At 35.3% G+C, this 18910-nt stretch carries 21 protein-coding genes; 18 read left to right on the plus strand and 3 right to left on the minus strand.

Going from position 1 to position 18910, the window contains the following annotated elements; genetic code table 11:
* Positions 1-17 precede the first annotated feature (17 nt).
* On the minus strand, positions 18-1760 hold the full coding sequence (locus tag G7059_RS04865) for a thiamine pyrophosphate-binding protein (RefSeq protein WP_166080966.1): 1743 nt from the start codon (positions 1758-1760) through the stop codon (positions 18-20).
* Positions 1761-1927: 167 nt separating this feature from the next.
* Between G7059_RS04865 and G7059_RS04870 the strand changes: the two genes are divergently transcribed.
* The 10 genes from G7059_RS04870 to G7059_RS04915 all read left to right on the plus strand — a co-directional run bounded on the left by G7059_RS04870 (position 1928) and on the right by G7059_RS04915 (position 11899).
* Positions 1928-2251, plus strand: coding sequence for a PadR family transcriptional regulator (locus G7059_RS04870; protein WP_240920537.1), 324 nt, complete (start codon positions 1928-1930; stop codon positions 2249-2251).
* Entirely contained in the window at positions 2244-3506 is a 1263-nt protein-coding gene (locus G7059_RS04875; protein ID WP_166080967.1) for a DUF2812 domain-containing protein, read from the plus strand. The genes G7059_RS04870 and G7059_RS04875 overlap by 8 nt, the downstream gene beginning before the upstream one ends.
* A 180-nt stretch (positions 3507-3686) precedes the next feature.
* The gene (locus G7059_RS04880) at positions 3687-4358 is read left to right on the plus strand and encodes a hypothetical protein (RefSeq protein WP_166080968.1); all 672 of its coding nucleotides are present in this window, start codon (positions 3687-3689) and stop codon (positions 4356-4358) included.
* A gap of 121 nt (positions 4359-4479) precedes the next feature.
* Positions 4480-5328, plus strand: coding sequence for a PRD domain-containing protein (locus G7059_RS04885; RefSeq protein ID WP_166080969.1), 849 nt, complete (start codon positions 4480-4482; stop codon positions 5326-5328).
* A gap of 206 nt (positions 5329-5534) precedes the next feature.
* Complete coding sequence (gene treP / locus G7059_RS04890; protein ID WP_240920539.1) at positions 5535-6908, plus strand: PTS system trehalose-specific EIIBC component; 1374 nt, start codon at positions 5535-5537, stop codon at positions 6906-6908.
* Positions 6880-8517, plus strand: a complete 1638-nt coding sequence (locus G7059_RS04895; protein ID WP_240920541.1) for an alpha,alpha-phosphotrehalase — start codon at positions 6880-6882, stop codon at positions 8515-8517. The genes treP and G7059_RS04895 overlap by 29 nt, the downstream gene beginning before the upstream one ends.
* A 2-nt stretch (positions 8518-8519) precedes the next feature.
* Positions 8520-8978: a PTS glucose transporter subunit IIA gene (locus tag G7059_RS04900; protein ID WP_240920543.1), complete on the plus strand. Its 459-nt coding sequence runs from the start codon at positions 8520-8522 to the stop codon at positions 8976-8978.
* A 244-nt stretch (positions 8979-9222) separates the two neighbouring features.
* Positions 9223-10029 carry a TrmB family transcriptional regulator gene (locus tag G7059_RS04905; RefSeq protein WP_166080971.1) on the plus strand — a complete coding sequence of 269 codons (807 nt, stop codon included), beginning with the start codon at positions 9223-9225 and terminating at the stop codon, positions 10027-10029.
* A 9-nt stretch (positions 10030-10038) separates the two neighbouring features.
* Entirely contained in the window at positions 10039-10911 is an 873-nt protein-coding gene (locus tag G7059_RS04910; RefSeq protein ID WP_166080972.1) for a sulfite exporter TauE/SafE family protein, read from the plus strand.
* 1 nt (position 10912) lies between these two features.
* Positions 10913-11899, plus strand: a complete 987-nt coding sequence (locus G7059_RS04915) for an ornithine cyclodeaminase family protein (protein ID WP_240920545.1) — start codon at positions 10913-10915, stop codon at positions 11897-11899.
* Between the two features lie 31 nt (positions 11900-11930).
* Here G7059_RS04915 and G7059_RS04920 read toward each other — a convergent pair whose 3' ends face one another.
* Together G7059_RS04920 and G7059_RS04925 are read right to left on the minus strand one after the other, a co-directional pair.
* Complete coding sequence (locus G7059_RS04920) at positions 11931-12467, minus strand: chromate transporter (protein WP_166080973.1); 537 nt, start codon at positions 12465-12467, stop codon at positions 11931-11933.
* Positions 12460-13008 (minus strand): chromate transporter, encoded by a 549-nt coding sequence (locus tag G7059_RS04925; protein ID WP_166080974.1) that lies wholly within the window; start codon positions 13006-13008, stop codon positions 12460-12462. Before G7059_RS04925 ends, G7059_RS04920 begins: the two co-directional genes overlap by 8 nt.
* Positions 13009-13091: 83 nt before the next feature.
* Between G7059_RS04925 and G7059_RS04930 the strand changes: the two genes are divergently transcribed.
* The 8 genes from G7059_RS04930 to G7059_RS04965 all read left to right on the plus strand — a co-directional run bounded on the left by G7059_RS04930 (position 13092) and on the right by G7059_RS04965 (position 18910).
* The gene (locus tag G7059_RS04930; RefSeq protein WP_166080975.1) at positions 13092-13979 is read left to right on the plus strand and encodes a LysR family transcriptional regulator; all 888 of its coding nucleotides are present in this window, start codon (positions 13092-13094) and stop codon (positions 13977-13979) included.
* Positions 13980-14076: 97 nt separating this feature from the next.
* Entirely contained in the window at positions 14077-14685 is a 609-nt protein-coding gene (locus G7059_RS04935) for a TetR/AcrR family transcriptional regulator (RefSeq protein WP_166080976.1), read from the plus strand.
* Positions 14686-14698: 13 nt separating this feature from the next.
* Positions 14699-15019 carry a hypothetical protein gene (locus G7059_RS04940; protein WP_166080977.1) on the plus strand — a complete coding sequence of 107 codons (321 nt, stop codon included), beginning with the start codon at positions 14699-14701 and terminating at the stop codon, positions 15017-15019.
* Positions 15006-16934 (plus strand): V-type ATP synthase subunit I, encoded by a 1929-nt coding sequence (locus tag G7059_RS04945; protein WP_166080978.1) that lies wholly within the window; start codon positions 15006-15008, stop codon positions 16932-16934. The genes G7059_RS04940 and G7059_RS04945 overlap by 14 nt, the downstream gene beginning before the upstream one ends.
* A 3-nt stretch (positions 16935-16937) precedes the next feature.
* Positions 16938-17417, plus strand: a complete 480-nt coding sequence (locus G7059_RS04950; protein WP_166080979.1) for a V-type ATP synthase subunit K — start codon at positions 16938-16940, stop codon at positions 17415-17417.
* The gene (locus G7059_RS04955) at positions 17417-17989 is read left to right on the plus strand and encodes a hypothetical protein (protein WP_166080980.1); all 573 of its coding nucleotides are present in this window, start codon (positions 17417-17419) and stop codon (positions 17987-17989) included. Before G7059_RS04950 ends, G7059_RS04955 begins: the two co-directional genes overlap by 1 nt.
* Positions 17986-18615, plus strand: a complete 630-nt coding sequence (locus G7059_RS04960) for a hypothetical protein (protein ID WP_166080981.1) — start codon at positions 17986-17988, stop codon at positions 18613-18615. The genes G7059_RS04955 and G7059_RS04960 overlap by 4 nt, the downstream gene beginning before the upstream one ends.
* Positions 18608-18910 (plus strand): hypothetical protein, encoded by a 303-nt coding sequence (locus G7059_RS04965; protein ID WP_166080982.1) that lies wholly within the window; start codon positions 18608-18610, stop codon positions 18908-18910. The genes G7059_RS04960 and G7059_RS04965 overlap by 8 nt, the downstream gene beginning before the upstream one ends.

Below are 18910 nucleotides of genomic sequence, written 5' to 3' on the forward strand. Positions count from 1 at the left end.
GTAAAGCTCCTTTTCGTTTAGTTTAGTGAATCAAGAATTTCTGATAATGAAGGTTGATTGTAGAAATTATATCGTTTTTGATATGCTTCAATGTCTTCTTGTGTAAAGTGATTTGGATCAAGAGCAACGATACTTGTGTCGAGTGGATCGGAATAATAGGTACGAGCATCAATAACAATAGGTTTTTTATTACCTTCTTTTTGTAATGCCATAATTTCTTCCATACAATCCTCGAGTTCCTTAAGAGTTCTAATTGTATAAGAAATTGCTCCCATACCCCGTGTGGTCATTGCCCAGTCCACATCGGTAATATCAACACCATATAAGAACTCACTATTAATTTGTGCATGTTGAATAAAGCCATACGATTGATTACTTAAGATAATATTAATAATTGGTAATTGATAACGAACTTGTGTAATTATTTCTTGGATATTCATTGCAACACCACCATCTCCAGAGATGCTCCAAACTTGACGTTCAGGTTGTGTCAGTTGAGCGGCAATACTGTATGGTAAAGCAACTCCAAGAGTAGCGAAGATTCCACTAACTGAATATTGTCTACCTTGATTTAGTGGTAACATACGAACTGAATACATTGTGTTATTTCCTACATCTAAACCATAATAAGCATCAGGTGTTGAATACTTTCCAACAGCCTTAATTACTGCTTCTGCTGAAAGACCATGAGATTCGTCTTCAGCAACTTCTTCTAAATATCGTTTCCAATTGGCTTTTGATATTCTCGCAGCTTTTAGGAAATCTGTTTCTTCTTGAGGGTTTATTTTTTCCATAAGAGCTCGCAAGAATGTTTCACCATCGGCTAGAATTCCCATTTCAACAGGAGCTTGTTTTGCGATATCTTCAATTCTATTATTAATTTGAATTATCTTGGCATCTGTTGGCCAAACTCTTACAAATGGGTGGTTACTTCCAACAAATAGTACTAAGTCTGCATCTTGCAAGACATCATATGCTGGTTTTGTACCTAAACGTCCAAATGGACCCATATAATTAGGATGGTCACGTGAAGCAGCAACTCCTATTGAAATGGCACTACTTACTATAGGCATAGAGAATTGTGTTGCAAATGCTTCAACAACATCACGAGCGCCTTTTAGTCCAAGACCACCGTAGAAAACGGGTTTCTTAGCTTGCTTAATTAAATCGAGAACAGCATCAACCTCATCGATATTTATATCAAATTGAGGTTTTGCAGGTGGAGTTTTGACCTCTTTACCGATCACGAAGTCTATTGTTTTTTCAACTAGGTTATTCGGTAATATAACAACCGCGACGCCACTTCGAGCATAAGCAGTTCGAATTGCCTCATCAACAACATGAGGTATTTGGTCTGGTGTAGTGACCATCTTATTAAAGACACTTACATCCGTATAGATTGGAATTTCATCCATCTCTTGGAAGTAATTAGTATTGAGATTTTCAGTAGCAGATTGACCAATAAGTGCCAACATAGGTACACGATCCATCTTTGCATCGTATAAACCATTAAAGAGGTTGGTTCCGCCCGGTGCCGCTGATCCAAAACAAACTCCAATTTGTCCAGTGGTTTTTGCATGTCCAGAAGCAGCCATAGCTCCAGCAGATTCATGTCTAACTTGGATATAGCTAATGCTATCTTTTTCTTGATATAGAGCAGCCATTAATCCATTTACAGAACTTCCGACAATGCCATAAATATGTTTTACATCCCATGATTTCAAAACTTCAACCAGTGCATTTCCAGCAGTCATTTTCATAAATCTATAAACCTCTCTTTCATAATTTAACTATATCATATTAAACATGTTAAATTTATACTATAAAAAGTTTATTAATAAATTATATATATTATTGACAATATTCTATTATCGCGTCACAATATTGATATACGATATCGCTAGGCGATAATGAGGAGGTGTGCTGCTTGATATCAACTCTACAACCACTTACGGAATCAATGTTTTATACATTGATGGCACTTTATAATCATGATACTTTTGGCACCGAAATCGCTGAGTTTGCACTGAATATAACTGGGGGAAGGATACAACTCGGGCCAGGGACACTCTATACAATTATTTCTAAATTTGTAAATGAAGAGTTAATAGTAGAAATATCTGTTGAAGGACGAAAACGAACGTATTCAATTACAAATAAAGGAAGATTGCTTTTCGAATCAGAACTTGAAAGACTGAAGTCAATGGTAAGAGAAGCGGAATCAATCATTGGAGGAACCAAAGATGAATAGATACAAGATATTGTCAGTAGAACACACGGAAATAGATTATTTTGAAGAGTTTCTTAATAAAATGGCTGCTGAAGGATGGCATCCCGTAAAAAGTTTCACTCGCTATATACGCATATTAAAATTTGAATATAAACCTGAGTTAAAAGGAGAGTATTCAGTTGTCTACAATCAATACCAAACCCAAGTTCAATATTCACGACGAGATACCTTATCAAATCTACAGAGTGATCAGGAATTCAAAGATATGTTATCTGATTTTGATGTAGAAACAGTTATGACCTATGGTTTGTTTGATATCTTATACAGTGAAAATAATATATCTGTTTTTAATGAAGTGGAACAAGGTGTAGATATTAAAATACGCGTTACAAACAAACAGATGAAACAGTATGTATTGATTTGCCTATCATTATTAGTGATCTCTGTTATTAACATTAACTCTAACGTAGTTCCTATCGTGAATTATCTAAGAACTATTAATCTATTTATCTCACTTAATACATTGGTGTATGTAGTTGCTACAATAAGGTTGGTTATTCGAAGTCAGAAGTTCATTAAGGGTGAGAATCCCAAGAAAAAAACAAAATGGGATGGTTTAAGTAACATAAATCTGACTTCACTAGGATATATTGCTGTTTTTCTATTTATTATTGTATTATTAAATTCTATGATGCAATTGATGTTTTCGAACAATTTAGTATTTAAGATAATAGTGCCTTATATCATGTTAATTGCCGTAGTTGTCGTCATTTGGCGATTGATCGACAGGAGAAAAATGGGTAGAAATATTAGACTTGTTCTAAAGAGTGTGACAGTAATAATTTTGTTTTGGTTTTTTATGATTAACATATTGTTGTCACTAACAAGTGGATTTTCTACTTTAAATGATAATACAATACCATCAACCACTAAAGTTGAAAGCTTACTCTGTGAAAATGTTTCAGGGAGACATTCATTTCATTCGTTTTTCCTTCAAGAAACTGATATATATTGCAGAAGTACGGAAGATTCTAGGAATTATACTATCTATCAGATTAAGTCTCCGATCGCTAAGGATGCATTAAGGGAACGATTAATCAATGATTTAGGAATTAATACTTTTGAGTATAATAAAGTATTTACATATGATAGGGAAAATTATGGTTATACAAGCAATTATAGGGTACTTATCACAAGGGAATACATTATTGAAACCGACAGTGATAATGAAATATCTGAATCCTTAGTTTCTTATCTAACAAGCTTAGAAGATTAGAACCGAAGAGCCACTCGATGTGGCTTTTTCTATATACTTAAACTTTTGGTGAAATCGTCAATTTGAACAGTATTTTCAATCATATCTATGATATATTGAGATTAGAAGAATTGAATCGTTCTATTACTTTGCTGATCTAGTCTGACTATCTTTTTCTCTTACATAATAAAGGAGCGACATATGAAAAGATTTTTAGTTGCGATACTAATAATAGGTAGTTTAATATGGGTGTATCAAGATCAAATCGTCAATGCAAATGAAATTAGTGAAGAACAGAGAAATACAGTAAAATACGGCACAGACGATCAGGGTGAAGAGTATAGTTATGTAGAAGTGGTAGGACTTGAAGCAAAGCTTCGAAAGACGTTTAAAGATCCTGATAAAGAGCTTGATAAGATATATCAAGAGTATCCTGATTTTTTTGATTTTATAGAGAAACAATATAGTAAGAATGCCTTGAATCCTTCAAATCATAAAGAGTACAACTATGCTATGATTTCTTTTATGAGCGACTGGTATGGCGGGGTTTTTAGTCAAACGATTCCAGAAGATGAAGGGTATCTTAATCTGAAATTAAATGGTGAACGCGTTGATAAGTTTTTAGATGACTTTTGGAAATTTTTTGGGATATATTCAAATAACGATACCAACGACGAAATAATAAAGAAAGCATCGAAGATTAATAGTATTCAGAAAAAGAATTGTTCATCATTAGAGATTGAGAAGACTTTGGGGGCGCAATCGATTAAAAATTCCTGCACCAATCCAGGAAGAATCCTTGATTTGATTGATTCCCTTATGATGATTGTTCCTGGTGATAGTGAACTAAATATTATAATGGAAGGACAATAAAACCGGAAAATACTAGAATACAGAACAGGCATTGATTCTGTATTCTTTTTATTGTTAAACTTGTTAATATCTTGACATCATTATCTTTGAACCATACAATGGTACTGCCAAGGAGGTTATTATGGAAAATAAAACGTATCGCATTAAAAAAATCTTAAATAATAACGTCGTTGGGGCAGTTTATGGTTTCCAAGAAGTGATTATCGTGGGGATGGGTATTGGATTCAATGTGCGTGTCAACGATAAAGTGGATAACCGTAAGATAGAAAAAGTTTTTGAATTGAAGCGTGAGGACTTTTATAAAACATCGCAACTTGTCCAAGAAATTCCTGAACATATGTTCTTTGAAGTCTATCGAATGATTGAAAAAGTAACGCAGCTATACAATGTAAATCTAGATGCACATTCGTATGTAACTATTATCGATCACGTTCATTTTGCAATTGAACGTTATTTATCTGGACAAGATATCAATAACTTCATGGTTTTTGATTTAAGGATTATGTATGATCAGGAGTTTAGGATTTCTGAATCGCTACTGAATGAAGTTAATGAATTCTATAATCTTAAAATGCCAATCGATGAAGCAGGCTTTCTCACCATGCATATCGTAAATGGAATGAACTCAGATATCAACAATCAGTCATCAGTTTTAACCGATATAGTATTAAGTTGTTTAAACATTATTCGTGATAATTATTTAATTTCTTTGAAGCTTGATGATCCTGCAACACAGCGTATCATGGTGCATATCAAGATGCTTGTTCAACGAATTATGATTGATAAACAAATTGACTTTAAAGAAAAGGTGCTCTATAATGTAATTGAAGAATTTGAAAGTGCATACAATTGTGCCTTGAAAATTCGAGAATACATTGAATATCGAATGAATACAAATATTAATCCGCAAGAGCTTGTCTACCTAACGATTCACTTGAATCGATTAGAGATGTTATACCTGGACAAGTGAGGCTTTGTAACCTGAATTGGGCAAGGACCTCTCGAGCAGTCATTTTAAATGACGCTTGGGAGGTCTTTTTTATTGGTATTCTTCGATTCCCAGATTACAAAAAAGAGGAGGTAAATCATGGGAAAATATACTAACGATGCGAAACAACTGTTAGAGCATCTTGGGGTAAAGATAACGTTGGTGGTGTTACACACTGCGTTACCCGTATGCGTTTTGTATTGAAACATCCAGAGCAAGCAGATGTTGAAAAGATTGAATCACTGGATAGTGTTAAGGGGACATTTACACAAGCAGGACAGTTCCAAGTGATTATTGGTAACGACGTTGACTTGTTTTACAATGATTTTGCGGATGTGTCGGGGATAGAAGGCACAAGTAAAGAGACTGTAAAAGATCTCGCTAAATCGAATCAAAATGCTTTACAACGACTTATGAGTAATTTAGCAGAAATATTCTCACCACTTATTCCTGCGCTTATTACCGGAGGACTTATCCTAGGATTTAGAAACATCTTAGAAGGTGTTCAAATCCAAATGTTAGGACAAAAGATAGTTGACGGTGCACTTGCATTTACACAAAACGGTGCTCCTATCTACAATACGATTGTTGATGTTAGTCAATTCTGGAGTGGTGTTAACCATTTCTTATGGCTCATTGGTGAAGCTATTTTCCACTTCTTACCAGTTGGTATTACATGGTCAATTACTCGTAAAATGGGTACAACCCAAATTCTTGGTATTGTCTTAGGGATTACCTTAGTATCACCACAACTTATGAATGCTTATGGAGTAGCTGGTGCTGAATCCATTAATACTTGGAACTTTGGCTTTGCTGAAGTACAAATGATTGGATATCAAGCTCAAGTCCTTCCTGCAATGATGGCTGGGTTTGTTCTTGTATATTTAGAGCGATTCTTTAAGAAGGTTATTCCAAATGCCGTATCAATGGTCTTTGTACCACTTCTATCAATTATTCCTGCAGTTCTTGTAGCTCATGTAATCTTAGGACCTATTGGTTGGACAATTGGTGCATGGATCTCGGATGTTGTCTATGCAGGACTTACATCTCAATTAAGAGTTCTCTTTGCAGCTATCTTTGGATTCTTCTACTCACCACTTGTTATTACAGGTTTACACCACATGACCAATGCAATTGATTTACAACTTACAGCAGACTTTGGCGGAACATTACTCTGGCCAATGATTGCATTTAGTAATATTGCTCAAGGTAGTGCAGTACTTGGTATCTATCTCTTACATAGAGGCGATAAGAAAGAAGAACAAGTATCCATTCCTGCTATCATCTCAGCATACTTAGGTGTTACAGAACCTGCAATGTTTGGTATTAACATGAAGTATCGTTACCCATTTATTGCTGCTATGATTGGTTCATCCATTGCTGCAGTTGTATCTGTTGGATTAGGACTCATGGCTAACTCAATTGGTGTTGGTGGATTACCAGGATTCTTATCATTCAATGCAGATCGTTGGCTACTCTTTGGATTGATAGCATTAATTGCAATGGTAGTTCCTGCAACACTAACATATATGTATGGAAAACGAGTTGAAGGGAATGAATAGATTACCAATCGTATATCAAATCTATCCACGTTCATTCATGGATTCAAATGGTGACGGTATCGGTGATGTTAATGGAATTCGTAGTAAACTTGATTACTTAAAAGATTTAGGAATTGATATGATTTGGTTAACACCAATCTTTATCTCACCACAAAAAGATAATGGATACGATGTTGCGGATTACCGTAACATCGATCCACTCTTTGGAACGATGGAAGATGTTGAGAGTTTAATTCAAGAAGCCAAAGAACGTGGTATTGGTATTATGTTTGATATGGTATTAAATCACAGTTCTACGGAACATGAATGGTTTAAGAAAGCTCTAACTGATCAAAAGTATCGTGATTACTATATCTTTAAAGATAAACCAACAAACTGGGTTTCTAAATTTGGTGGGAATGCATGGGAGTATGTAGAAGACTTGGATGCATACTACTTACACCTTTTTGATAAGACACAGGCTGATCTTAATTGGGAAAACGAAGAAGTTTTTGAAGAAATAGCAGGTATCGTTAACTTCTGGCTTGATAAAGGGATTACTGGTTTACGTTTCGATGTCATTAACTTAATCTCGAAACCGGATGTCTATGAAGATGATTATGAAGGTGATGGACGTCGTTTTTATACGGATGGTCCTCGTGTTCATGAATACTTAAGAAAGCTCAATAGAGCTACCTATGGTCGTCGTGAAGGTATTGTTACTGTAGGTGAGATGTCATCGACCAGTGTCGAGCAAGGTGTTCGTTATGCCATGAAATCTTCAGAAGAATTATCGACTATTTTTAACTTCCACCATCTTAAAGTAGATTACAAAAACAATAAGAAATGGGAAGTACAAGATGTTGATTTCCAAATGTTTAAAGATCTCATGAAAGAGTGGCAAGACTCAATGCAAGAGCATGATGCACATATGTCACTATTCTTAAACAATCACGATCAACCACGCGCTGTATCACGATTTGCAGATGATAAAAATTATCCTTATGAATCCGCAACAATGTTAGCGGGAATGATGCAACTGATGCGTGGAATGCCTTATATATATCAAGGTGAAGAAATTGGCTTACCTAATGCCTATTTCAATGATATGAAAGATTATCGTGATGTTGAATCGTTGAATTACTATGATATTTTAAGAGAAACAAAGAGTCATGAAGAAGCGATAGAAATCGTTATGGATCGCTCACGTGATAACTCACGAACACCAATACCTTGGAATCATGACGTGAATTATGGATTTACTGAAGGAACTCCTTGGATTGGATTCTCAAAATATCCAAACTTACAAACTGTTGAGGATAATCTTAACAATGAGAAAACTGTGCTTAAGTTCTATAAAGCACTCATTAAACTTCGTAAAGAAAGCGAAACAATTGATAAGGGTTCTGTTGAATTTATTCTTCATGAACACCCTGAAATTATTGCTTACCATCGTGAATACAATGGTGAACAGATTAGTGTATTCTGTAATTTTTACGGGAGAGAAGTATCACTAGATTTAAAAGAATTCAAAGAAGCATCTGTTATTTTAAGTAATTATGACGTAAAATATATAGATGAAAAGGATTCATTAAGTCCATTTGAAATACTATGTTTGAGGAGGGTATAACAATGTTTTTTAAGAAGAAGTCAAAGAGTGTTGATAATAATATTTACCGTTTTGTAAAAGGCGAACGTGTTCCTTTAGAATCAGTGAGTGATCAAGTGTTTGCTCAAAAGACGATGGGGGATGGCATTGCTATTCAACCAGAAGATGCAAATATCTATGCACCATGTTCTGGAACTGTCAGTGTTGTGTTTCCTACAGGACATGCTTATGGAATAACACGCGATGATGGAGTAGAAATTCTTATTCATTTAGGGATTAATACAGTAGAGTTAAATGGAGAAGGATTTGAAACAAAAGTTTCTCAAGGAGATACTGTGAAGCGTGGCGATCTACTAGGTACTGCAGATTGGGATCTCATTGCTTCAAAAGAGAGAGAAACAGTAAGTATGAGTATTGTGACTTCCGGTGAAAGTATTGTTATAAAGGATGATAGTGATATCTTATTTGAGGTTAATAAATAAAATATTGAGAAGGGATTGCCAGAAGTTGGTAATCTTTTTTTTTGTTGAAAAAGTATCCTATCTCACATACTTTGTGAAACTATACTCATATATTTACAATGTAGTCACTCATAGTAACTAAATGAATTGATTTGTTAATAATATCTCAAACTTTTAACGAATCGTGCTAGAAACATTTGATTCAAATTGTATATAGTAGTTACAGAAGGTGACGAATATCATTTGTTACTGAAAGGAGTTTTGCATGGAGAATCTGATTACAGTCTTGAATTCCCTTGGTTTCACAGAAAACGAAGCTAAAGTCTATATTGCTTTACTACAAACTGGTCCACAGAATGGCTATGAAGTAAGTAAGTCAAGTGGTGTACCACGTAGTAAGGTGTATGTGCTTTTAGAACGACTTGTAAATAAGGGTGTACTTTCAAATTCACACAACGGAAGAAACGTAATTTATAAAGCAGAACCAGTTTCAAGGATTGAAAAAATGGCTGTTTTTGAACTGCAAAAATCTCTGGATGTGTTACGAAGTGAGTCAAGCAAAATAAATGAAATCGGGGACGACGATCAGATTTGGCATTTATCAGGTTATGACAAGGTGCTTCTACGAGTTGCAGAAATGATCGAAGAAGCACAAGAAGAAATACTTATTCAAATATGGAAACCTGAATTAATTAAAGCAATAGAGTCACGAATCCGTGATAAAGAAACGACTGCAAAAGTAGCAGTAATTCTTTATGATGAATCTCAACATTACGAACATTCTCTACAAAATGTGTTTACTCATGGATTTGAGAAACGCTTACTTGAAGAAAATGAAGCACGTTGGTTGACCGTTGTGATAGATTCAAAAGAAGTAATATATGCAACGATTCCTAATACTCAACAGACAAGCGCAATTCATACAAAGAATAAAAGCATGGTTTGGTTCTCTCAAGAATACGTCAGACATGATGCATTCTGTTTAAAAATGTTAAGAGATTTCCCAGAAGAAACACGACAACAATACGGGGACGATATGCGTAGTCTTAGAGATATTTTCACACTTCAATAGGAGGGTAAGATGAATATCTTAACGATAATTTTAGTGTTAATCGTATTAGTGAATGGTGTCTTTGCAATTAGATTTGTTAAAGATTTACTGAAAAACAAAGGGGAGGTAATGAAAGAACCTGGAAATCCAATTATGATGGCTTTTGTGGAGTTCTTTATCTTTCTTTTATCAACATTTGGAATTTCGGATTTTGCTATTGGGGCAGCAGTTTATCCAAAGTTAAAATGGACTACTGATGAAAAATTACCGGGGACACTTAACACGCAATGTGTTATTCCGGTAGCGGTAATGGCTTTATCCTATATTTCTTCCATTGATGTAGACCTCACAACATTATTAGTGGCTATTATTGCTCAAGTTGTTGGTGCATATATTTCACCACGTTATGTTGTAAAACTACCTGTACGAATTATTAAACGTTTTGTAGCAACAGGTCTTATAATTGCTGCTGGATTAATTGTTGCTGGTAAAGTTGGAATTTATCCAACAGGTGGTACTGCAACAGGTTTAACAGGATTTAAACTTGTCTTACTTGGTGTCTTATCATTTGTATATGGTGCTGTTAATAACATTGGTATTGGCTCATATGCCTTAACCTCTGCAACTGTTTATGCTTTAGGTCTTAGTCCTTTAGTAGCATTCCCTATTATGATGGGTGCATGTACATTCTCAGTTCCAGTAGGTTCAATGCAATTTATTAAATTAGACAGTTATTCACGCAAGATTACACTCTTTGCAGCTATTTTTGGTTCATTAGGTGTTCTTGTTGCTGTCTTTGTAGTTAAGAGTCTTGATGTAGCATTATTACAATGGGTTGTTGTTGCTGTTGTATTGTTTAGTGCAGCTCAAATGATTGCTTCATCATCAAAGAAAGAGGCATAATATGAAAATTAAAGTATTAGATAAAGAAAGTATTGATAAAGTTTACACAATTTCTGACGCAATCCAAGCAAATAAGGATGCATTCGCAATTTATTCAAAGGGAGCTTCAGATATCCCATTACGTACCAACATTGATGTAAAAGAATACAATGGTCAAAGCTTGTACATGCCAGGTTACGCAAAAGATGCTCATGCATTAGGTGTAAAGATTGTTTCTGTTTATCCAGATAACATTAATAAAGGAATCCCAAGTGTTCCGTCAACAATGGTTCTTATTGATGATGAGACAGGTCAAGTTATTGCACTACTTGATGGTACATACTTAACACAAGTACGTACTGGTGCAGTTGCAGGGGCTGCTACTGATGTACTAGCTCGTAAAGATTCCAAAGTATTTACAATCTTTGGTGCTGGTGGTCAAGCAGAAGGTCAAGTTGCTGCAGTATTGGATGTAAGAGATATTGAGAAAGTGTATGTTTGTGACCTAGATAAAGTAAGATCACAAGAGTTTGCAGACAGTATGAGTAAGAAACACGGTATACCATTTATCGTTGCAGAAGACAGTGCTAAGGCTGTTAGAGAGTCCGATATCATTACCTGTGTTACAACGACACGCCGACCACTCTTTAATCCAGAAGATGTAAAAGCAGGAACCCATATCAACGGTATTGGTTCGTACACTCCTGAGATGCAAGAGATTAATTCTGAAACCATTAAGAATGCTGATGGTGTCTATGTAGATACACGTGATGGTGTTCTTAATGAAGCTGGAGACTTTATTATTCCAATTGAAAAGGGTATTTTTGATGAAAATATCATTACCGGAGAACTTGGAGAAGTCATAAATAAAACAGCTCCAGGAAGATTTAGTGACGATCAAATTACCGTCTTTAAATCAACAGGATCTGCTGTGTTAGATGTTGTGAACGCTCGTAGAATTTATGATAAAGCAGTGTCTTTAGGCGAAGGTCCAGAAATTTCCTTATAAGTAATGAAGTGTGATGTTAAGTCACACTTTTTTATTGCAACAATTCTAAGAAATAGACTCCAGATCCTAAAGAAGCGACGATGAGAAGCACAAGAACAGTATTAGTTTTATATTTAAAACGTAAGAGTACGGTTACTAAAATCGCTAGGATAGATGTTAGTAAGGAAGTGTCGTCCTTAAGAGTATTTACCACTAAACTCAGTGCAACTGCAGATATCATTGCGATGGCAGCTACTTTAATATAAGAGAGAAATTTTGAAATGATTTTGTTTTCTTGAAATGTCTTTTCAAATTTAAGTAAGAGACTTGAGAAGACAAGGGAAGAAGAACATACAGCTATGGTTGCTAGAATAGCTCCCATTAGTCCAAAAGTAATGTATCCAACATAAGTAGCTGAATTAACTGCAATGGGTCCTGGTGCCAGTAAATCAAGGGCATTAAGGTCGTAGAACTGTTGGGAAGTGATCCCTAACTTAGCAGATTCCTCGAAAATTAAGGAAAGCATTGCATAGCCTCCACCAAAACCTAAGAAACTTATTTTTAGAAATGTAGTAATAAGATTAATCATGGTGACCTCCATGTGCTAGAAATCCATAGACTGAATAAACAAGACACAGCATGATAACGTAAACAGTTGATCCAGGTAGTAAATATAAAAAGAGTGTAAGTACTACTGTAATGAGCAGTTTAATATGGTCGTTCCTTATAATTACAGGAGCCATATCCAATACTGCTTCAAAGATAAACACTCCTGCTGTTGCGCGTACTGCTGCCATGATATAAGAGATTACACCGGTTTGTGGGATAAGTGTGTACAGCATGGTAAGAAGACTCATAATAACTAGTACTGGCAATATGGCACCAAAACATGCGAAAAATTGACCTTTCCTGTTGTTGATTTTATAGCCAAGTAAGCTTGCCGTGGTGACAGCAGTAACTCCTGGAATAGATTGTCCAAGACTTACATAATGATAGAAGTCTTCTGTTGATAGATACTGATGTTTTATTACAAATGTTTCGTGAAGCATGGGTACAGAAGCAAGACCACCTGAGAACGTTACAGTACTCGTTAACGCAAAAGTTTTAAATAATTGATTGTTTCGATTCATAGTATTCCTCCGCTGTTATTATAAGCAAAATATCATTTAATTAAAAATTATAAAATGTTATAATGTTGATAAGAGGTACTTATATGACAATAGAGAAAATTAAAATGTTTCTAGCGGTCTATACAGAAGGATCTGTATCCAATGCCGCCAAGTTTTTACATGTTACCCAACCTGCCATTTCTCAAGGGATACAAGCACTTGAGGAATGTCTGAATTGCAAACTGTTTAATCGCGAAGGACGAAAACTCGAACTTACGGCTGATGGTCATAAGTTTCTAATTCATGCACGACAAATTGTTAAAGCGTACGACGGAGCATTCCGTGACTTTACAGAAAAACAGGCGCATTTAAAAATAGGAAGTTCTCTCACCATTGCATCGTACTTGTTGTCGGAATTTGTACAGTCTTACGAAGAAAATACAGGCAGTTATCTAAACGTTTCTTGTTGTAATATGCAAGCTATCAAAGAGATGATTGATAGTAATGAAATAGATATTGCCTTTATTCAAGGAGTTATCAATACCCAAGAATATGCATACTATCCTTTAGGAGAGTTCCAGTTACTCTTTGTTGCAAGTCCTGAGTACACAGAACGTAGAAGCAAAGAAGGCTTTGTTGATGATTTTATTATTCGTGAAACAGGAAGTACGTACCGAACAATGTTTGAAACGGTTTGTGATGAACTGAACATGGTTCCCAATGTTAAGTGGGAAAGTACGAGTAATGGAGTTATTAAACAGGCGGTAATGAATAATCAAGGAATAGCATTATTATCACGAGAAGCAGTCGATGAGGAAATCGAAAGTGGTGAGCTCGTAGTCTTAAATATATACAATCAAACCTTGAGTGAACCGTATGGGCTTTTACTCAAACGTGCTAAGGCAGATAATCCTGATATCAAAGACTTTGTCGCTTACGGTCAAAAGTATTTTAATTCACTAAACAGTAGCCATAGCTTACTCAATGAGTAGGCTTTTATTTTGCATACAATAAAACTGACTATCGGTCAAAAATATATTGACTGCTGGTCAGTTTTGCGATATACTGACAAAGTATTAGGAGATGATTATGGTAAAACACAAAGATTCTGCATTAAGAAAACAAGAAATCGTAGATGGCGCTTTACGTCTATTTGTAGATCAGGGGTATGAACAAACATCGGTATCTCAGATTGCTAAAAAGATAGGTGTTGCCAAAGGTCTTGTCTATTATTATTTCGAATCGAAAGATGAAATTTTAGAACATGTTGTTGAGTACTTATGTGATCGACATGTTGAACGATTGGAAATAAAAATGGACACGGCTGATTACGATTTTTTAGATAGAATGCTGCTATTTATGGATGCATATTATGAAATCCATCCCTATACTGAATCACCAGCAACCTTATCATGGAGTCATAATTCTGTATTTGCTGAACTATTCCACAATATCTATTTAAAAAGAATTGATGGTATTTTGGAAGAAATTGTAGCAGAAGGTCAAGCACAAGGGTACTTTGAATTGAAACACCCTAAAGGCATGATCATTATGACACTTGAAGGAATATTCGGATTAACACGCTATGGTGATGTAAGTCGAACAGCAGTAGTTGAAATGATTGAGCAATCTCTAAACTTACCAGAGCAATCACTTAAGGAAAAAGGAACGATATTGTTACAGCATTTTAAAGATTAAGGAGGGGAAGTATTTGAGCGACAAGTTATTAAGAATTGTAGAGTTCGAACAAGAACTACGGCAAGAAGAAGAATCAATGCCTGCTACTCTTGAGTCTGTAGTAGGAGATTATCGGACAAAAGCTCATCATCGTATCGCTAAAATGATGCGGGAGAATGAAGAGCAACATGAAGAGAATTTGAAACAAGCACGACACCGTGCAGAAGAAAAAGGCAATGAAATATATAAGAGTCGAGATAAGACTTTAGAAAGCGTAAAAAAAGACTACACGAACAATAAAACTAGTGCAATAGACATAATAATGGAAGAGGTGATGAAACATGGCAATCGTTAAAATGAGTGAGTTTGATTTACTTGTGCGTAACGATCATGTGGAATCACTTCTTTTTGGTCTTCAACGCTATAAAAATGTGATGTTTGCGGATAAACTTGAACAGGTTGATGGTTTTAATCCCTTAAATCGTAATTTTAATTTTAAAGATAATCAGGAGAAGCAAGATCACATTCAATCAATACTAAAGAAACTGGCTTTGATTAAGAAAAAAGAAAGTAAAAAGAAGGGACAAGTCTTTGACAGTCTTAACTTGAAAACCATGAGTTTTGATGCCCTTCAACAGATTGTAACAGATACAGATCTTGATAGTATTCTTGATATGTATGCTGAGTACTATGAAAGTGCAAGTCACTCCATTGAGTCCTATACTATTCACACTCCTTGGGATGACAAGAATTATTCTAGTGAGAAACTTATGAAACTTGAGAATGTGAAACCTATTATTGGAACCGTAAGCGAAGATAATATTGATGGTTTCTGTAGTGAACTCGCACTTGTTGAGGACATCTACTACATGTATCAAGCGAAGAATGAGCTTCATGATTCAGTCATAGTGATTATGCCAGAACCACTTTATCGCGATAAAGTCAAAGTCCTTGCGGAGAAATATGAAATGCAGGCTCGTTCCGCTGTATCTTTACATATCGAAGAACAAGTTAATACGATGAAGTTCTTTGTGAGTCAGATGATTGATAAACGATTAAATATTGATGACCGTCTTTCTCGAATTGGTTTGTATCAAGAAATCCTACAAGCTCATTATGAAGCCTTACGAAATGAAGCTTTACGTGAGAAGATGGCTTTAAACTTCATTGCATCTAACCATGTAACTTTAATCAAAGGATGGATTTATACAGGTGAAGAAGAGGCATTTGAAAAGTGTGTCGCGATGGCCACTTCAGAGGTATATGACTTGGAAATTAAAGCAGCACCACTTCATTCACCAGATGTACCTATCAAACTAAAAAATAATAAGTTTGCGAAAGCATTTGAACCGATTACAAATATGTATTCTCAACCGCGTTATGATGAGATCGATCCAACCCCAATCTTTGCGCCGTTCTATGCATTCTTCTTTGGAATGATGCTTGCTGATGTGGGTTATGGGCTTGTAATGGGAACTGTTATGTTCCTAGCATTAAAACTCTTGAATTTAAAGCAAGGCACAAAAGATATGATTCGTTTACTTATGTATGTAAGTGTCCCAACAATGTTCTGGGGTATTATCTACGGATCTTTCTTTGGAGGGATGATACCTATACCTGCCATCATCGATATCAACAGTCAATTTAATATGGTCTTAGTGATGGCTCTTAGTTTTGGTATTATTCATCTTTTTATGGGTATTGGAGTAAAAGGATATATTTATTATCGTGACTATAAGAAACGATATATTTTATACGATGTAGTCTTTTGGTATATGACCTTAATTGGCTTAATTGTCCTTGTGAGCATGATGTTTACAGATTTCCTTGCACCTTACAGTCAAGTTGCAACGATTGTAATGGTACTGGGAATGGTTGGAATTGTTCTGACCAATGGTCGTGATGCAAAGACTCCCTTTGGAAAGCTTGCATCGGGTCTATACAGTCTATATGGAATTACTAACTATATTGGAGATGTTGTTTCCTACTCTCGTTTAATGGCTCTAGGGCTTGCGGGAGCGTCCATCGGTGTTGCATTCAACATGATGGTAGAAATGGTCTCTGGTGCAGGTATCCTTGGTGTTATCTTTGGTGCAGGTATCTTCATATTTGGACATACCTTTAACTTATTGATTAGTGGATTGAGCTCCTATGTTCACTCCGCACGTCTAACCTATGTTGAATTCTTTGGAAAATTCTTCATTGGTGGAGGAAAAGCTTTTAAAGAATTTATAGAACAACCAACATATATTGAATTGGAGGAGGAATAAGACATGGGATTTTTTGAATTTATATATCAAAATGGTGGATTAGTAATGGCTGTGTTCGGAATGGCACTGGTGGTTATTATTCCTGGTATGAGTAGTGGTAAAGGTGTTGGGATGGTTGGTGAAGCAACTACAGGATTGATGATGGATGAACCTGAGAAATTTGGTAAGAGTTTACTTCTACAGATGATGCCTGCTTCCCAAGGTTTATATGGTTTCGTTATTGCGATTATGACATTAAGCCGTTTAACACCAAACATGCCTTTACAAGAAGGTTTATATATCTTTGTATCATGTTTGCCAATGGCAATTGTTGGTGGACCTACTGCTTTAGCTCAAGCTCGTGTTGCGGTAAGTGGTGTGCAACTCTTAGCCCGCAATGAAAATGAAATGACGAAGAATATAATTTATGCAGTTATGGTTGAAACCTATGCCTTACTTGCCTTTGTATCGTCAATTATCTTACTAAGTACGGTGAGCTTCTAATGACCCCAAAAGGTATTGAGTCAATCATTTCATCACTTCAACATGATGCTCAAACCGAATTTAATGCTCAAATTGAAACTGCACACCAAAAAGGTGAAGAGCGTTATCATGAAATGATTGCAGAAACACAAAATAGAATTAAGAATATTGAGAAGAATCAAAAAGAAGAATGCCGACATGTGTATCAACGAAATGTGAAACGATACCAAAACGAAGCACAGAAAAGTATTGATGATTTGAAACATAGCTTTGTGAGTGAAGTCTTAAGTGAAGCTTTAAATAATCTTCAAACAATGGATGATGCAATGTTTGTGGAGCTTTTGAAGAATGTTTTGAAACGAGAAAATGGATCACAGAAACCACGAATTATTGTGGATAAATCGCGTTATGAAGCTGCTTTGGCTGCACTAGGAACAGAATATCAAGTCATTCAAGATGAAGAAATGTCATCAGGGTTTATTCTAAACTTTAAAGATTATGATATAGATTATGAGTTTTCGCACCTATTTCAATATAATAAAGAATCCTTTACAAAGCTTGCTTTACTTCATTTATTTGAGGAATCATTATGACACAAGACTATCTTGATCTCAATGTTCGTTTAATGAAGCAAATCGATCGTTTAGCTGACGATGTACCTGAGAAAGGTATTGATGCCTGGGTACGAACGAAACGTCAAGAACTGCGTGCTACACTGAGCTCTGAAGGCATATCTACAGATATCTTGGAGAGTTTATTTCATCAAGAAAGTATGATAGAAAAAGGGTATCAAGATGAGGACATCTTAGCACTCTTTTCAAGTGACCAAGATATTGAAGCAATGCATATCTATAATGCAATGAATATTGATTTTTATTGTATAGAATACATGCTTCGCCGTCACGAAAAACCACATTTAGTAAACTATGGAACGATACAAAAAAAAGATATTGATAGTGCAAAGGATCTAGAGAATCTTATCTATAAGTCAAACTATTTTCGTGAACTCAGTCCGATTCAACATAAAAATTATCGTAAGAAAATGGATGAGATAATGTATCGTACGTTTAAACCACGAGCGTATCAAGGGATTGGTGTTGATGGAGTTGTTTCAAAAGTTATTCTCTATAACTTACTACTAGATAGTACAAGGGTTGACGTTAAGTCGAAGAAGTTTGGGATTCAGTCCCCAGAGATTGTGAGGAATTTCCATGTCTAATGTGATTTTTATTACCTATGAAACACGTCATCCAATGATGGCAAGTTTTGGTATGACAGTTGAAACGATTGATAAGAAGAAAAACTTTGAATCATACATTAAATCATTGGAAGAAAGACATGTTGAGATTGCTTATTTGAGTTATGAAGTTTATCGTAAACACTCAGATTATCTTGATACTTACTCGGGAAATATTGCATTTATTTTATTTGATGGAAAAGAAAGTACAAATAATACAGCTAAAAAAAGGATGAAGGACCTATTGGCTTCATCAATTGGAATTCAATCACGTTAG

It is taken from the genome of Erysipelothrix sp. HDW6A (assembly GCF_011400295.1).
Lineage (GTDB): Bacteria > Bacillota_I > Bacilli_A > Erysipelotrichales > Erysipelotrichaceae > Erysipelothrix.

Bases quoted from the DNA above. Each gene is read 5' to 3' on its own strand.
- G7059_RS04950 (WP_166080979.1), top strand. From the start codon at position 16,938: ATGGGATTTTTTGAATTTATATATCAAAATGGTGGATTAGTAATGGCT.
- G7059_RS04910 (WP_166080972.1), top strand. From the start codon at position 10,039: ATGAATATCTTAACGATAATTTTAGTGTTAATCGTATTAGTGAATGGT.
- G7059_RS04965 (WP_166080982.1), top strand. From the start codon at position 18,608: ATGTCTAATGTGATTTTTATTACCTATGAAACACGTCATCCAATGATG.
- G7059_RS04920 (WP_166080973.1), bottom strand. From the start codon at position 12,467: ATGATTAATCTTATTACTACATTTCTAAAAATAAGTTTCTTAGGTTTT.
- G7059_RS04900 (WP_240920543.1), top strand. From the start codon at position 8,520: ATGTTTTTTAAGAAGAAGTCAAAGAGTGTTGATAATAATATTTACCGT.
- G7059_RS04905 (WP_166080971.1), top strand. From the start codon at position 9,223: ATGGAGAATCTGATTACAGTCTTGAATTCCCTTGGTTTCACAGAAAAC.
- G7059_RS04945 (WP_166080978.1), top strand. From the start codon at position 15,006: ATGGCAATCGTTAAAATGAGTGAGTTTGATTTACTTGTGCGTAACGAT.
- treP (WP_240920539.1), top strand. From the start codon at position 5,535: ATGCGTTTTGTATTGAAACATCCAGAGCAAGCAGATGTTGAAAAGATT.
- G7059_RS04935 (WP_166080976.1), top strand. From the start codon at position 14,077: ATGGTAAAACACAAAGATTCTGCATTAAGAAAACAAGAAATCGTAGAT.
- G7059_RS04885 (WP_166080969.1), top strand. From the start codon at position 4,480: ATGGAAAATAAAACGTATCGCATTAAAAAAATCTTAAATAATAACGTC.
- G7059_RS04865 (WP_166080966.1), bottom strand. From the start codon at position 1,760: ATGAAAATGACTGCTGGAAATGCACTGGTTGAAGTTTTGAAATCATGG.
- G7059_RS04915 (WP_240920545.1), top strand. From the start codon at position 10,913: ATGAAAATTAAAGTATTAGATAAAGAAAGTATTGATAAAGTTTACACA.
- G7059_RS04930 (WP_166080975.1), top strand. From the start codon at position 13,092: ATGACAATAGAGAAAATTAAAATGTTTCTAGCGGTCTATACAGAAGGA.
- G7059_RS04875 (WP_166080967.1), top strand. From the start codon at position 2,244: ATGAATAGATACAAGATATTGTCAGTAGAACACACGGAAATAGATTAT.
- G7059_RS04955 (WP_166080980.1), top strand. From the start codon at position 17,417: ATGACCCCAAAAGGTATTGAGTCAATCATTTCATCACTTCAACATGAT.
- G7059_RS04960 (WP_166080981.1), top strand. From the start codon at position 17,986: ATGACACAAGACTATCTTGATCTCAATGTTCGTTTAATGAAGCAAATC.
- G7059_RS04925 (WP_166080974.1), bottom strand. From the start codon at position 13,008: ATGAATCGAAACAATCAATTATTTAAAACTTTTGCGTTAACGAGTACT.
- G7059_RS04880 (WP_166080968.1), top strand. From the start codon at position 3,687: ATGAAAAGATTTTTAGTTGCGATACTAATAATAGGTAGTTTAATATGG.
- G7059_RS04895 (WP_240920541.1), top strand. From the start codon at position 6,880: ATGGAAAACGAGTTGAAGGGAATGAATAGATTACCAATCGTATATCAA.